Raw genomic sequence first — 13,706 nt, 5'->3', positions numbered from 1 at the left:
TTTTAATTTTTTTTCCTTATAAATGTAATAAAATATGAATAATTTACAACTAAGCATTTCAACCCGAGTAAGATACGCAGAAACAGATCAAATGGGGTACGTTTATCATGGCAATTATGCTACTTTTTTTGAAATGGGGCGAGTACATTTTTTGCGTGAAATAGGATTGAATTACAGTGATTTAGAGCATTCGGGAATTATGCTTCCTGTTTTAAATCTCGCCTGCCAATATCATGCACCAGCTTTATTTGATGATGAGATACAGATTATCACAGAATTAGCTGAACTACCGAGTGACGTTAGAATAAAATTCAATTATAAAATCCTAAATCAAGCTCAAAAGTTATTAACAACAGGAAGCACAGAGCTGGTTTTTGTCAGTACCACAACCCGAAAACCAATACGCTGCCCTGAATTTTTCCGTGAGAAAATTCAAGATTTTTTTAAGGCTTAGAAAAATTAAACTTTTTTCAAATCTATCAAATGTTGAATTTCTTCAAAAACATTTCGTTGCATCAATTCTTTGCTTTTGGGGACTTCAAAATGAAATTCAACGAAATCAATGAAATTTTGCTGCGTGATTTCAGCATTTATACTTTCCAAAATTTTTTGAACTTCGTTTTGTTGAGCATATTCAAATTTGATGAAATATTTTTCTTTTTGAATAAAGCTTATTTTTTCAGCTTCAGCTAAAGTCAGTTCAGCAGCTTTTTTATAAGCTTGAATTAGCCCTCCCACGCCCAGTTTTGTGCCACCAAAATAGCGAATTATAACCACAAGGGTGTAAGTCAATTCGGCAGAACGAATTTGATTGTAAATAGGAATACCCGCCGAGCCACTGGGCTCGCCATCATCATTAGCACGGTAAATTTCACCATCAAAACCCAAGCGATAAGCATAGCAATGGTGGGTCGCATCGGGATAGATCTCTTTTAATTCTAGAAGTTTAGCATTGATTTCATCTTCATTTTCAACCGAAAAAGCAAATCCAATGAATTTACTTCCCTTTTCCTTCATCAGAATTTCTTTCACATCATTTTTGATACTCTGGCAGCTTAAATTCATGATTAAAATAGGTAGTTAAAGTCTCTTTTTGAATTAAATTTATTTTTTGTCTTTTGCTGAAATTTGTAATTTCGGGAGCTTTAATGCCTTCTTGCCAAATGGAGGGGGAGGTGATGATTCTTGCTTCATCCCACAAATTAAAATCGATAAAGCTTTGTAGTGTTTTGGCTCCTCCTTCTATAATAAGAGAGCTAGTTCCGTTTTTATATAAAATTTTTAAAGCTTTAGAAAATTCATCTTTATCCAGCGCTATATTTTCTTTGAAAAAAGACTCAAATTCATCAAAACTTTCATTGTTTTTTTTAAGGCTTAGAAAAAATTTTTTAGGATTCAGCCCCGCCCATAATCTCACATTTAATTGAGGTTGGTCGATTTCTAAAGTTTTTCTGCCAACTAAAATACCATCTTCTTGGCTTCGCCAAAAATGGACTAGTTGCTTTGCATAAACTGATGAAATCCATTGTTGGGAATCATCAATCGGTGCAAAAAAATGATTTTGCGTCTGTGCCCATTTTAAGATGATATATGGTCTGGATTTCAATTGATTGGTGAAAAATCTCCGATTGAGATGCAGGCATTCGGAAGATAAAATACCTGTTTTTACTTTGGTGTGATGATTTTTTAAATATTCAATTCCTTGCCCATTGACATGGCTGGCAAAATCAGTTGTTCCTATATAAACTCGAGGGATTTTGTGCTGAGCAATTGCATGTGCACAAGGCGGCGTTTTACCAAAATGAGAACAAGGTTCTAAATTGACATAGAGACTGGAGAATGGCAGTAAATCTTTATCTTCTACGGTGTTAATGGCATTGATTTCAGCATGATTTTCACCAGCTTTTTGATGCCAACCTTCGCCAATAATCTTGCCTTCATGCACAATCACGCAGCCTACCAACGGATTGGGGTAAGTTGTTCCCAATCCGTTTTTGGCTAATTGTAGGCAGCGTTGCATCATGCTTTTGTGGAAGCTCATTTTATTCCTCCTCAGCTTTGGCTCCTGCGATGGCTTCTAAGTTGATTAACTTAAGGTCATGAAACTGAGCTTTTAAATCTTTGAGTTCATTTTCCTTTTTATCAATACTATTTTTAGCACTTTTAAATAGAGGATTGCTTTCATCAGCATTAGAGAAAAAGGATAAATTATTTTGTAATTGAGTTACTTCTTTTTGCAACTCATCGATTTGTTTTTTCAGGTCAAATTTTAATTTTTTCAGGTGAGCATCATCCAGATTTTCTTTAATATTTTCTATTTTTTGATTCCATTGTGCATTTTTTATTGCATTTTCATTCAAGCCAGCCTTTTTCAATAACTGTCCTGAAATTTTCTGAAACTCTTTATTAATATCTTGTTTACCGTTGGGCACAAAACCAATGGATGAAAACTGAACGCTGAAATTATTGACCCAAGCAAGCAGTTCATCTTTATCTTTTGGCGGAGTAGCCTCTTTCATTTCTTGAATGATTTGCTCTTTTTTATCAAGATTTTTTCTTTGCTCCTCTAGTTTCTCGTTGTTTCGATTTTTATAACGCTCAAAAAATTCATTGTTGGCGGCGCTAAACTCTTCCCATAATTGGTCAGATAATTTACGCGGAACATGCCCGATTTTTTTCCAATCGTTTTGAATTCTTTTTACCACATTCACAGACTCAGCCCAGTTGGTGCTATAGCGGTGTTCCTGAGCGATTTCAATTAATTTTTTCTTAGCCTCAATGTTTTCAGATTGCTCTTTTTTCATATCCTTGTAGTAGGCATTTTTCTGCTGATTAAATTCTCTACAAGCTTCTTTAAACTTATCCCAAGTAGGCTGATTTTTATCCTTTGGTACCCGCCCAATTGCAAAGAAATCGTCGCGTAATTTTTTTAAGGCTTTAATTTTTTTCTGCCAAAGATTATGCGAATTGATTTTTTCTTCAGTAGTTAAATTTTTGATACTTTCAATTACATCAAGCTTCAATTCTAGATTTTCTTCTTGTTTTTTCTGAATCTGTTCAGCCAATTCATTTTTTCTATCATGAATTTGGTTGGTTAAATTTTTAAATTCTTGCCAAGTCGGCTCACGATGCTCCTCTGCTACAGGCACAGCCTCTTCTTTCCACATTCTATGCAGGTATTGTAGTTCATTCAACGCCTTTTGAATGTTATCTTCTCCCAGCAGATTTTTAGTTCTTTCTATGATAGATTTTCTCACGCTCAAGTTATGGTCATAGTCCATTTTTCTCAATTCTTGATTTAAATCCAAAAACTCATAGAAATTATCTAAATGATGGTAATAGTTTTTGAAGATATCATTAGCATTTGATTTTGGGATTTGGCCAGCATTGTGCCAACGGGTTTTTAATTCCCTAAATTTTTTAAAAATATCTTGATTGCTATCTGCGGGTTCTATATAAAGGGCTTTGAGTTCAGCAATGATGTTTTCTCGCTCCTTTAGATTTTTCTTTTGCTCTTGCTCTATCGATTCGTAATGGTTTCTCAATTTACTTTTATGTTCAAAAAATAATTTATCAAAATCCCGTTTATCCTTATTTTCAAAACGGAAATCTATCTCATTTCCACCTTGTTCCAAGAATTTTTCTTTTGCAATTTGCTCCATTTCCTCAAACTTTTGAGTAAAAGTATTTTTCAGCTGTTGGAAGCTTTTTTTAGTATGAACCACAGCATATTTTCCTATCAGCATAGAAGCCTCACCCACAAGCTGAGCCAAGCTCATATCATCGTAATCTTTCTGTTCAGGAATTTTGTTAGCGTCCTCATCATCAGCAAAACCTTCATTCTCCTCTTGGCTATTTTCATTTAATTCTTCAGCGTGTTGGTCTAAGTCTGCATTTTCATCAAAATCATTTTCAGTAGCCGTAGAAACGTCCGCTTCATTTTTAAGACGAAGTTCCTCTTTTTGGGGCGTATTTTCCTCGGTAGATTTCACCGAATTTCCTTCATGATTACTGAGTTGCGCATTCAAATTTTCTTTTCCATCTGCATTTTGCAGGTTTTGATTATCGTTTGACATGGTGTTGAATTTTATTAAGCTGTTGAAACAAATCTAATGAATATCTTTAAATTTACATAAACTTATTATAATTTATGAATCAAAAAAGTACTGCTCAAGTTACATATTTGGGCGAATTGAGAACTGAAGCGACGCACACCCACTCGATGGCAAAAATCATTACCGATGCACCGACAGATAATCATGGCAAAGGAGAAGCTTTTTCACCAACAGACTTGGTTTCTGCCGCCTTGTGTAGTTGTATGATGACGCTCATGGGCATCAAAGCAGGCGGCAACGGGTGGGATTTAGGAGAAATCAAAGCAGAGGTTTATAAAATCATGGAATCTTCGCCTCGAAGAATTGCTAAAATTAAAATTAATTTTGAATTAAATTCTAATTTGGATGAAGAGCAAAAAAAAATCATCGAAAAAACAGCACTGAATTGCCCTGTAGCTAAAAGTCTATCGGCAGATTTAGAGCAAGAAATAGATTTTCATTGGCTGTAATTTTGCCAAATGGCATAGGAAGCTTCCGCCTGAAGTTCCAGCATTTCAAGCCCATTTTTGATTTGCGCTCCATGTTTTTTTGAAGCCTTTAAAAATAAAGACTCAGCAGGATTGTAAATCAAATCATAGCACAAATGATTTTTATTTAAGAAATGATAAGGAATCTCAGGTTTTTCTTCGGGGTAATGTGCTGAACCCAGCGGAGTGGTATTGATGATAATTTTGAATTCTTCTATGATTTCTGAACTTAAATCTTGGTAAGAAATGATGTTTTTTTGAGAATTTCGTGAAACGATTTGAGACTTGATATTCAGCTGATAACAAGCCTCTTCTACAGCAGCTGCTGCACCGCCATTGCCTAAGATAAGAGCCTTGGTGTGGTGTTTTTTTAATATTTTCTTTAAAGAATCACGGAATCCGATGACATCAGTATTGTACCCGATTTTCTTTTCGCCATCAAAAGCGATGGTATTCACAGCATTGATTTTTTTGGCTATGGGGTCTAGTTGATCTAAAAATGGGATCACAGTGTGTTTGTACGGAATCGTTACGTTGCAACCCTTGAGATTTTCTTTTTTGAAAATCTTTTTAACTTGCTGAATTTCTTCTAAATCAAAAATGAGATATTCTGCATTTTTTTTTAAGGCTTTAAATTTTTTTTCAAAAAACTTTGGTGAGAAAGAGTAAGAAATATTTTTACCTATCAAGCCATAAGTTTCAAAATTTGGATGCTTTTTTCTCATAAAAATTGAAAATAACAATGGATAGGATTCCTAAAATAATTACCCCAATTTGGTAATAAAATTCTAAACCAACCTCTGGCATATAGCGTGTGTAGCCTAAAAGCTGCTGCTGCTCATTCAAATCTTGTGATTTCCAAGGCCACGCAGCTCCTAAACTGGCTATGATAAATCCCATAAGCCAACCTAAGACAATGTTGTGATAATTTTTGAGCAAATAACCCATGATTTTAGAAAAAGAAACGAGCCCTACCAGTGAACCTATCGCAAAAACAGCCATGATTTTTAGGAGATGAACTCGTGTGGTATATTCCTCTGGTGTTACTGTTCCTAAATTTTGCCAGTCATTGTTGAAAATGGCTAAAATGGTGTAAAATAAATTGTTAACAGATTCAACTAGTAATAAATTGTAGTTTCCTAAAATGATTAAAATAAAAGAGCCAGAAAAACCAGGTAAAGTCATTCCACTGACGCTGATGATGCCGCACAAGAGGATAAACCATAGATTTTCGTTAGGCAACATGGGGTCTAAAAAACTGATGTATAAACCGATGGAGACTCCGATGATGATTCCCAAAAAGACATTGCGGCTAAAGCGCGTAATTTTATCCCAAACGTAGTAAGCAGAGCCGATAATCATTCCAAAGAAAAAACTCCAAACACTGATTTGGTATCCCAGTCCATTTTGACTCACAGGTCGCATGATGTAGTCTAAAAGTAGTGAAATGGTGAAAAATGCAGAGACAGAGCCAAAATTGACGGCAAAAAGAAATTTGAAATTGATGTACTGCAGAAATTGACTCCAGCGCCTGTTCCAAAGGAGCTTCCATGCTTTTGAATTAAATTTTTGGAAACTGTAAATTAATTCCTCATAAAAACCAGTAACGAGTGCTACCATTCCGCCAGAAACGCCTGGGATTTTATTGGCAGTACCCATCAGCAAGCCCTTAAACCATAGAATGAAATAACTCAGAAATGTACGATTACCCATTTTGTTTTTTTGCGATAAATTCTATTGTGAATAAAATAGAGAATCCAATGATAGCAAAAATGATGCTGAAAAATAGTTGATTGGATACTTGTGGATTGATCTGCTCGTAGAAAAATGGAGAAATATTTCTCTCGATGTAAGACATGGCATTCGTATCAGGATTATTTGAATGAGAGAAGTAAGCCGTCAAACTACGGTATGGAGCTAAAAAATTTTCTCCTGCCTGGATACCTTCTTCTTTTACAAAAATTTGTTCATCAACTTTCCAAGGCCAAATTTTCCAAAGTGAACCAATTAAAAAGCCAACCAAAATAGCGATAAACGGATCGTGAAATTGGGCTAATAAATAATTTAAAAGTTTAGAAAATGCTAAAAGCCCCGTAATCGCTCCTAATGCAACGATGGTGAGCAAAAGTAAATTTCTATCTGCAATCCCTGCAATGATGATGGAGTAAGCTCCTAAAATTAATAAGATAAAACTGCCTGAGATTCCAGGTAAAATCATGGCGCAAGCTGCTATAGCTCCTGCAAAAAATAAATAGATATAATTGTCGTTCGATGCTAAAGGGGGTAAAATGCTAATCCAAAAAATAAAAGCAGCACCTAAAAAAAGCATAATAAATTCTACCCAACGCCAGCGTGTGATTTCTTTGGCAACATAAAAAATGCTAGCCACAATCAATCCAAAAAAGAAACTCCAAAGTTGAATCGGGTAGTGATGCATCAAATAAGTTATCAATTTGGCTAAAGAGAGAATGCTGGTAGCAATTCCTGCTAGTAAAACAATCAAAAAATTTCCGTTGATTTTTTCCCAAGCCTTAGCAAAACCTTCTTTTTGCAAAGTCTTGATGAGCTCAAGATTGATGTTGCTGATGCTGCTTAGCAGATTGTCATAAATTCCAGTGATGAATGCAATAGTTCCGCCCGATACGCCAGGGACGACATCAGCCGCACCCATGGCTATCCCTTTCAAATAAATCCAAAGATGCTTTTTCATAGAAATTTTTATTAAAATTTTTTAAGCCTTAAATTTTTTTATTCAAATCTTTTAATTTCGGCACCGATTTTTTGGAGACGTTCTTCAATATTTTCATAGCCACGGTCAATTTGGTCGATATTATGAATGTAACTTTTTCCTTTGGCAGAAAGAGCTGCAATCAGAAGTGCTATCCCAGAACGAATATCAGGCGAAGTCAACGTCGTTCCTTGCAATTCAGTTTCATGATTTAAGCCAATTACAGTAGCTCGATGCGGGTCGCATAAGATGATTTGCGCTCCCATATCTATCAATTTGTCAACAAAAAAGAGTCGACTTTCAAACATCTTCTGGTGAATCAAAATGCTCCCTTTGGCTTGGGTGGCAATGACTAATATGATACTCAATAAATCAGGAGTGAAGCCTGGCCAGGGTGCATCTGAGACGTTGAGAATAGACCCATCCATGAAGGTTTCTATTTCATAATTTTCTTGGCGAGGGATAAAAATATCATCATTTATTTTCTCGAGTTTGATGCCTAATTTCCTGAAAACAGAAGGAATGATTCCTAAATTCTCCCAGCTCACATTTTTGATGGTCACTTCAGATTTTGTCATAGCAGCAAGCCCAATCCAGCTACCGATTTCTACCATGTCGGGCAAAATACGATGTTCTGTCCCATTCAATTTCTCTACACCTTCAATGCTAAGGTAATTGCTTTTCACGCCACTGATTTTAGCTCCCATACGATTTAGCATTTCACAAAGTTGCTGAATGTATGGCTCACAAGCTGCATTGTAAATTTTTGTAGTTCCTTCGGCCAAAACGGCTGCTAAAATAATGTTAGCCGTTCCAGTAACGGAGGCTTCTTCCAAAAGCATTTCAGTTCCTTTCAGTCGTGCGCCATCAGGTACACGCAGCGTGTAGAAGTGATTTTCTTTTTCATAACTATATTCAGCACCGAGCTCCATAAAGCCTTTAAAATGTGTGTCTAATCTTCTTCTTCCGATTTTGTCTCCGCCAGGCTTGGGCATGTGTGCAAAACCATAGCGAGCGAGCAAAGCCCCCATCAACATTACAGACCCACGCAAAGCAGCTCCATCTTTTTTGAAACCTTCAGATTCCAAATAATCTAGATGCAAATCTTTGGCTTGGAATGTGTAATCTCCTTTGCTATTTTTGGTTATTTTAACGTCTAAATAGCTTAAAATCTCTATCAGACGATTGACATCTTGTATGTCTGGAATATTGGTAATACGTACAGGTTGATCCGTCAACAGCACGGCACATAAGATTTGTAAAGCTTCATTTTTAGCTCCTTGAGGGGTGATTTCTCCTTTCAAGCTTTTACCTCCTTTAATTTCAAAATAAGCCATAAATTAATTTCTTCTTTTTCCTCTTTTTGGTCTTCTGAAAGTGGAATAATTTTTTTTGCTTCGCCCGTTGGTCAAATCATTTTTAGAAGAAAGATTCACATCATAATCAGAGGCTTTCTCCATTTTTTCTAAATCCAATTTCCCGTTAGATAAATCTTTTAATTGATTGTAAATAACTTGATCGTCTACCTGATCTTTGTTCCAAAGTAGGTAACTCTTTTTCATTTGGTTAGCAATATTTTTGACTAAACCTAATTTCTTATCACCTTCTTCCCATTCTATAGCAACATCAATCATTTTCTTTATATTTTTACCATAGTAACGATATTTGTTAGAGTACTTAGGGTATTTCAGAGGCTGCGGAGGCGATTGAAATGTTTCTTTATCTGGGATAGGGAAAGGCGAATCTACGTCTAAATCAAACTCAGCCATGATGAATAATTGGTCCCAAAGCTTGTGCTGAAAATCAGAGACGTCTCTCAAATAAGTATTGAGATTTCCCATGACTTCAATGATGGCTTCTGCAAATAAATTACGCTCTTCTCTGTCTTCTATCGTTTTACAATAGCCGACCATGCGGTGAATGTGCCTGCCGTATTCGGGTATGATTAAATCTTTCTTTAGCGTATTATATTGCATGTTTTATTTTATAAATTATTGCGGCTGTAAAAGTATGATTTTTAAACTAAATTTTGAAATAGATTTTTTTTAAGGCTTAAAAAATTTATCTAAATATTTTAAAATTTATTCTACAATAAATTTACAGCTCATAGAAGCTTAGGAACAAACAAGTTAAGATTAATGCTAACTCTTTGAGTTTTGTTTGTTTAAATAAGTGTTATAAGTTATTTTATATTTTTTATCACTTCCTGCTTTAGAATCGACTAGCTCCCAATCTTTTTCTTTAATTTCAGGAAAAAAAGCATCGCCCTCAAAGGTTTCATGCACTCTTGTAATTTCTAAACGGTCAGTAATATTTAATGTTTGCTCAAAAACCTTACCACCACCGATGATGAAAATATCTTTACTTTTAGACTTAGCAACCTCTAAGGCTTCCTCTAAATTTTGCACCCAAATTACATTTTCTGTATTTCTTTGATTTTGAGAGCTTAGCACAATATGTAAACGCCTTGGCAGTGGTGAGGGGAAAGATTCAAAAGTTTTGCGACCCATAATCATAGGATTTCCTAGTGTAATTTTTTTAAAGCGTTTTAAATCCTCAGGGATATGCCAAATTAAATCTCCGTCTTTTCCCAAAACATTATTTTCTGAAATGGCTGCAATTTGGATGATCATGCGTTTTGATTTTTTTTCAAAGAAACAAAAATACCAACTAAAATACAGAAAACAATAAATCCTAGGGACAAAAACTCTGGGATTTCATAATGATGCATCAAAATTAATTTTATACCGATGTATAGTAATATGGCAAATACACTATACTTCAAGTAATGGAATTTTTCGAGCATATTGGCGAGAAAAAAGTACATAGACCTCAGCCCCAATGTTGCAAAAATAGTAGCGCAAAAGACAATCAGTGAGTCTTGTGAAATGGCAAGAATAGCAGGAATGCTGTCTACGGCAAAGAGTAAATCGGTAAACTCAATCATAATTAAAGCCCCAAAAAGAGGAGTGGCAACTTTTTTCCCATTTTCGATGGTAAAGAATTTATTTCCGTCTAAAGTTTTACTGATGTTAAAGTTACTTTCCAGCCATTGAGCGAACGCTGAAGGCTTCTCTTCCTCGTTTCCGTTTAGTTCATCATACAACATTTTAAAGGCTGTAAAGATGAGAAATGCCCCAAAAACATAAACAATCCAAGAAATTTTGTTGAATAATACGACGCCAACGGCTATCATCAAACCTCGGAAGACAATAGCTCCAATGATCCCCCAAAATAAAGCTTTGTGCTGGTATTTCAGTGGGATTTTATGGCTAGCAAAAATCATGGCAATCACAAATAGATTGTCAACGCTCAGCGATAGCTCAATGAGATACCCCGTGACGTATTTTAAAACCGCTTGGTGAGGGGTTAAATCAGTTGGGTTATGAACCCAATTATTTTTGTAAATCAGGTAAATAACTCCACTAAAACTCAACGCAATGAAGACCCAAAAAATGGTTTCTATGGTGGTTTTTCGGTTTGAAATTTGATCGTTTTTATGTAAAACTAAAAGATCAAAAGCTAAAAGACTTCCAATGAAAATAAATAATAAAGCCCAAACAATAAAATGAATATCCATAAAAAATTATAAAGCAATTATTACACCACTAAATGTGTTGAATGGAGAATTAAAAATACTTTTATTCTCATTATAAAGCACATTATACATCAGCCCAATTTGGTAGCCAACCCTTCCGTTTGTGCGGTAGCCACCGCCGAGCCACAAAGCTGCTTCTTCATCATTCACTTTTTTTTTATTCAATCCATCCATATAAAATTTTCTTGTGCCATTAAAATATTCTAAATGAGCATGTGTAAATACATTTTGTAGCAGATTATAGTTGAGAAAAGGACCGCCTGAAAACAAATTATTTTTAAAATAATTGCTCTTCTGGTAAGCATAGCCTAAACTGGTTCCTAAAAGGAGTTTTGGGCTGACTTGGTAACCTATATTTGGGGAGATACCAAAGCTAAAGTAAGAATTGTTTCCAAAATTTAAACCGATGTTTCCACCCAGTCGCCATGCACTTTTTGGCGGTGTTTCTGCCTGTGTTGCCTGAGCCTGAACTGAAAGACCGATGGCTAGAAACAAAAAGTAGATAAATAAACTTCGTTTTTGTATCATTAGTTTTTATTAATTTTAGTATTTGAAACCAAAAATAAGACTTACGAAAGAAATATCATGCAAAATGAGATAGAAAAATATGAAATAGCTCGTCGATACAAGGATATGCTGAGAAATACATACCGAAAACTTAGCGATGAGGACAAGGATTTGATTCGTAAAGCTTTTGATTTAGCGGCAGAAGCTCATAAAGAGCAAAGAAGGAAATCAGGTGAACCTTATATTTTTCATCCGATTTCTGTAGCTCAAATCGTGGCAGATGAAATTGGGCTAGGGGCAACAAGCATTGCCTGTGCGCTGATGCATGATGTTGTGGAAGATACAGAATATACTTTGACAGATATTGAGAGATTATTTGGCAATAAAATAGCAAAGATTATAGATGGTTTAACTAAAATTTCGGTCTTAAATAATCAAGAATTATCTATTCAGTCAGAGAATTTCCGTAAATTATTACTTACGCTTTCAGAAGATATACGCGTTATCATTATCAAAATCGCAGATCGCCTACACAATATGCGCACACTGGGTTCTATGCCCGAAAAAAAACAACTTAAAATTGCCTCTGAGACAACATTTATTTACGCCCCATTGGCACATCGTATGGGGTTGTATAATATAAAAAGTGAATTAGAAGATTTAAGCCTAAAGTACACCAATCCCAAAGATTATTTTGATATTGCTCGTCAGCTTGAGGATACTCAAAAAGAAAGAAGAAAATACATTCAGGAGTTTAGTGATAAGATTTCTAATGTACTGAACCAAGAGGGTTTAAGCTACGAAATCAAAGGGAGACCGAAGTCGATAAATTCTATTTACCGAAAGATGAATAGCCAAAATATTTCTTTTGATGAGGTTTACGACAAATTTGCCATTCGAATTATTTACAAATCTGAGCCAAAGGATGAAAAATTTATAGCTTGGAAGATTTATTCCATCATTACAGATATTTATAGCCCCAACCCACGCCGTCTAAGAGATTGGATTATCCAGCCGAAATCTACTGGCTACGAGTCTTTGCATATCACCGTTATGGGACCTGGCGGTAAGTGGGTAGAGGTACAAATCCGATCAGAAAGGATGGATGAAATTGCAGAAAAAGGCATTGCGGCACACTACAAATATAAAGAAAATTATAAGGTAGAAGAAAATAAGGTTGACCGCTGGATAAACCAAGTGCGAGAAATTCTAGAGAATCAAGACAATCAGGAGACTTCAGAATTTATAGATAATTTTAAATTAAATCTTTACTCCAAAGAAATTTATGTTTTCACCCCACAGGGTGATGTGATTTCTCTGCCCAAAGGCTCTTCGCCCCTAGACTTTGCTTATGCTATTCATACTAATGTGGGTGATAGCTGCTTGGGAGCTAAAATCAATGGAAAACTTTACCCACTTTCGCATGAACTAAATAGTGGAGACCAGATAGAAATTATCACTTCACAAAACCAAAAACCTAAAATGGATTGGCTGGATTATGTGAAGACAGGAAGAGCGAAAACAAAAATCAAGGCATCGCTCAACGCTGAAAAAAGACTTATATCAGAAGAAGGGAAAGAAATTTTAACTCGTAAACTTAGAAGTTTAAAATTAAATTTAGATGAAAGCTTAGTAAATGATTTACAAACCTTTTTCAATGAGAAAAATAGTCAAAATTTATTTTTACACGTTCAGAATGGTGTAATTACCAATCAGGATTTGAAGCGTTTCGCTGATAAAAGAACAGGAGTTGCTGGCTTTCTCAATCGATTTAGGCAAAAAACAAATGCTAAAAAAAAGGAAATAAATGTAAAAAAAGGAGATATTTTAGTTTTTGGTGAAGAAGAAAAAAAATTAGATTATACCTTGGCCAATTGCTGTAATCCTATTTTGGGAGACGATGTATTTGGATTTATAACAGTAAATAGAGGCGTGAAAGTTCATAAAAAAAACTGTAGCAATGCAGTAGAGTTACGCGCCAACTACTCGTATCGGATTTTAAAAGCTCAGTGGGTAGACGGTGAAAAGCAAGAGTTTGAGACAGATATTTTAATCAAAGGAATAGACCGCAAAGGCTTGGTGAAGGACATTACAGATTTTTTGTCCAGCAATGCCAATATTGAAATGAAGGGTTTGAACTTCAAATCAATAGATGGAGTTTTTGAAGGGAATATTTCAATGATTATTGATAATAAATCTCACCTAGAAAAAATTATACACGGGATTAGCCATATTGATAGTGTAAGAAAAGTAAAACGTTCTAATTAAAAGAATTATTTTTAAATTTGTAA

The 13,706-nt window shown here is 35.1% G+C and carries 14 protein-coding genes; 3 read left to right on the top strand and 11 right to left on the bottom strand.

Annotation, left to right across the window (positions count from 1 at the left end):
• The first annotated feature begins 34 nt into the window (after window positions 1-34).
• A complete protein-coding gene (locus tag QOX03_RS04690; RefSeq protein WP_283671718.1) occupies window positions 35-454 on the top strand; it encodes an acyl-CoA thioesterase in 420 nt (139 codons plus the stop codon).
• Between the two features lie 5 nt (window positions 455-459).
• Here the strand turns inward: QOX03_RS04690 and QOX03_RS04685 are convergent, their stop codons facing one another.
• Genes QOX03_RS04685 through QOX03_RS04675 form a run of 3 tightly spaced genes read right to left on the bottom strand, consistent with a single transcriptional unit; the run spans window position 460 to window position 4,076 of the window.
• A complete protein-coding gene (locus tag QOX03_RS04685) occupies window positions 460-1,065 on the bottom strand; it encodes an IMPACT family protein (RefSeq protein ID WP_283671717.1) in 606 nt (201 codons plus the stop codon).
• The gene (gene ribD / locus QOX03_RS04680) at window positions 1,034-2,041 is read right to left on the bottom strand and encodes a bifunctional diaminohydroxyphosphoribosylaminopyrimidine deaminase/5-amino-6-(5-phosphoribosylamino)uracil reductase RibD (RefSeq protein WP_283671716.1); all 1,008 of its coding nucleotides are present in this window, start codon (window positions 2,039-2,041) and stop codon (window positions 1,034-1,036) included. Before ribD ends, QOX03_RS04685 begins: the two co-directional genes overlap by 32 nt.
• Before the next feature lies 1 nt (window position 2,042).
• Window positions 2,043-4,076 (bottom strand): DUF349 domain-containing protein, encoded by a 2,034-nt coding sequence (locus QOX03_RS04675; protein ID WP_283671715.1) that lies wholly within the window; start codon window positions 4,074-4,076, stop codon window positions 2,043-2,045.
• A gap of 74 nt (window positions 4,077-4,150) precedes the next feature.
• On the opposite strand from QOX03_RS04675, the gene QOX03_RS04670 reads away from it, so the two are divergent.
• Complete coding sequence (locus QOX03_RS04670; protein WP_119058028.1) at window positions 4,151-4,564, top strand: OsmC family protein; 414 nt, start codon at window positions 4,151-4,153, stop codon at window positions 4,562-4,564.
• On the opposite strand, the gene QOX03_RS04665 is transcribed toward QOX03_RS04670, so the two are convergent.
• The 8 genes from QOX03_RS04665 to QOX03_RS04630 all read right to left on the bottom strand — a co-directional run bounded on the left by QOX03_RS04665 (window position 4,552) and on the right by QOX03_RS04630 (window position 11,436).
• Window positions 4,552-5,307, bottom strand: coding sequence for a shikimate dehydrogenase family protein (locus QOX03_RS04665; protein WP_119059378.1), 756 nt, complete (start codon window positions 5,305-5,307; stop codon window positions 4,552-4,554). The genes QOX03_RS04670 and QOX03_RS04665 overlap by 13 nt on opposite strands.
• Complete coding sequence (locus QOX03_RS04660; protein WP_119059379.1) at window positions 5,282-6,295, bottom strand: DUF368 domain-containing protein; 1,014 nt, start codon at window positions 6,293-6,295, stop codon at window positions 5,282-5,284. Before QOX03_RS04660 ends, QOX03_RS04665 begins: the two co-directional genes overlap by 26 nt.
• Window positions 6,288-7,292, bottom strand: a complete 1,005-nt coding sequence (locus tag QOX03_RS04655) for a DUF368 domain-containing protein (protein WP_283671714.1) — start codon at window positions 7,290-7,292, stop codon at window positions 6,288-6,290. The genes QOX03_RS04660 and QOX03_RS04655 overlap by 8 nt, the downstream gene beginning before the upstream one ends.
• Window positions 7,293-7,330: 38 nt before the next feature.
• The gene (gene murA / locus QOX03_RS04650) at window positions 7,331-8,647 is read right to left on the bottom strand and encodes a UDP-N-acetylglucosamine 1-carboxyvinyltransferase (RefSeq protein WP_119059381.1); all 1,317 of its coding nucleotides are present in this window, start codon (window positions 8,645-8,647) and stop codon (window positions 7,331-7,333) included.
• Between the two features lie 3 nt (window positions 8,648-8,650).
• Window positions 8,651-9,286 (bottom strand): DUF4290 domain-containing protein, encoded by a 636-nt coding sequence (locus QOX03_RS04645; RefSeq protein WP_283671713.1) that lies wholly within the window; start codon window positions 9,284-9,286, stop codon window positions 8,651-8,653.
• Between the two features lie 165 nt (window positions 9,287-9,451).
• Window positions 9,452-9,943, bottom strand: a complete 492-nt coding sequence (locus QOX03_RS04640; RefSeq protein WP_283671712.1) for a dihydrofolate reductase — start codon at window positions 9,941-9,943, stop codon at window positions 9,452-9,454.
• A complete protein-coding gene (locus QOX03_RS04635) occupies window positions 9,940-10,890 on the bottom strand; it encodes a TerC/Alx family metal homeostasis membrane protein (RefSeq protein ID WP_119058035.1) in 951 nt (316 codons plus the stop codon). The genes QOX03_RS04640 and QOX03_RS04635 overlap by 4 nt, the downstream gene beginning before the upstream one ends.
• 6 nt (window positions 10,891-10,896) lie before the next feature.
• Entirely contained in the window at window positions 10,897-11,436 is a 540-nt protein-coding gene (locus tag QOX03_RS04630) for a hypothetical protein (RefSeq protein ID WP_283671711.1), read from the bottom strand.
• Window positions 11,437-11,493: 57 nt separating this feature from the next.
• Between QOX03_RS04630 and QOX03_RS04625 the strand changes: the two genes are divergently transcribed.
• Complete coding sequence (locus QOX03_RS04625) at window positions 11,494-13,683, top strand: RelA/SpoT family protein (protein WP_283671710.1); 2,190 nt, start codon at window positions 11,494-11,496, stop codon at window positions 13,681-13,683.
• Window positions 13,684-13,706: the final 23 nt, after the last annotated feature.

Source organism: Candidatus Ornithobacterium hominis (assembly GCF_951229915.1).
Lineage (GTDB): Bacteria > Bacteroidota > Bacteroidia > Flavobacteriales > Weeksellaceae > Ornithobacterium > Ornithobacterium hominis.
Note: the sequence above shows the minus strand (reverse complement) of the source record. Positions and strands in the feature narration are given on the sequence as shown.

Excerpts from the sequence above, each read along its gene's own strand:
- ribD (WP_283671716.1), bottom strand. The coding sequence starts at position 2,041 with ATGAGCTTCCACAAAAGCATGATGCAACGCTGCCTACAATTAGCCAAA.
- QOX03_RS04685 (WP_283671717.1), bottom strand. The coding sequence starts at position 1,065 with ATGAATTTAAGCTGCCAGAGTATCAAAAATGATGTGAAAGAAATTCTG.
- QOX03_RS04645 (WP_283671713.1), bottom strand. The coding sequence starts at position 9,286 with ATGCAATATAATACGCTAAAGAAAGATTTAATCATACCCGAATACGGC.
- QOX03_RS04660 (WP_119059379.1), bottom strand. The coding sequence starts at position 6,295 with ATGGGTAATCGTACATTTCTGAGTTATTTCATTCTATGGTTTAAGGGC.
- QOX03_RS04640 (WP_283671712.1), bottom strand. The coding sequence starts at position 9,943 with ATGATCATCCAAATTGCAGCCATTTCAGAAAATAATGTTTTGGGAAAA.
- murA (WP_119059381.1), bottom strand. The coding sequence starts at position 8,647 with ATGGCTTATTTTGAAATTAAAGGAGGTAAAAGCTTGAAAGGAGAAATC.
- QOX03_RS04635 (WP_119058035.1), bottom strand. The coding sequence starts at position 10,890 with ATGGATATTCATTTTATTGTTTGGGCTTTATTATTTATTTTCATTGGA.
- QOX03_RS04690 (WP_283671718.1), top strand. The coding sequence starts at position 35 with ATGAATAATTTACAACTAAGCATTTCAACCCGAGTAAGATACGCAGAA.
- QOX03_RS04665 (WP_119059378.1), bottom strand. The coding sequence starts at position 5,307 with ATGAGAAAAAAGCATCCAAATTTTGAAACTTATGGCTTGATAGGTAAA.
- QOX03_RS04675 (WP_283671715.1), bottom strand. The coding sequence starts at position 4,076 with ATGTCAAACGATAATCAAAACCTGCAAAATGCAGATGGAAAAGAAAAT.
- QOX03_RS04670 (WP_119058028.1), top strand. The coding sequence starts at position 4,151 with ATGAATCAAAAAAGTACTGCTCAAGTTACATATTTGGGCGAATTGAGA.
- QOX03_RS04655 (WP_283671714.1), bottom strand. The coding sequence starts at position 7,292 with ATGAAAAAGCATCTTTGGATTTATTTGAAAGGGATAGCCATGGGTGCG.
- QOX03_RS04630 (WP_283671711.1), bottom strand. The coding sequence starts at position 11,436 with ATGATACAAAAACGAAGTTTATTTATCTACTTTTTGTTTCTAGCCATC.
- QOX03_RS04625 (WP_283671710.1), top strand. The coding sequence starts at position 11,494 with ATGCAAAATGAGATAGAAAAATATGAAATAGCTCGTCGATACAAGGAT.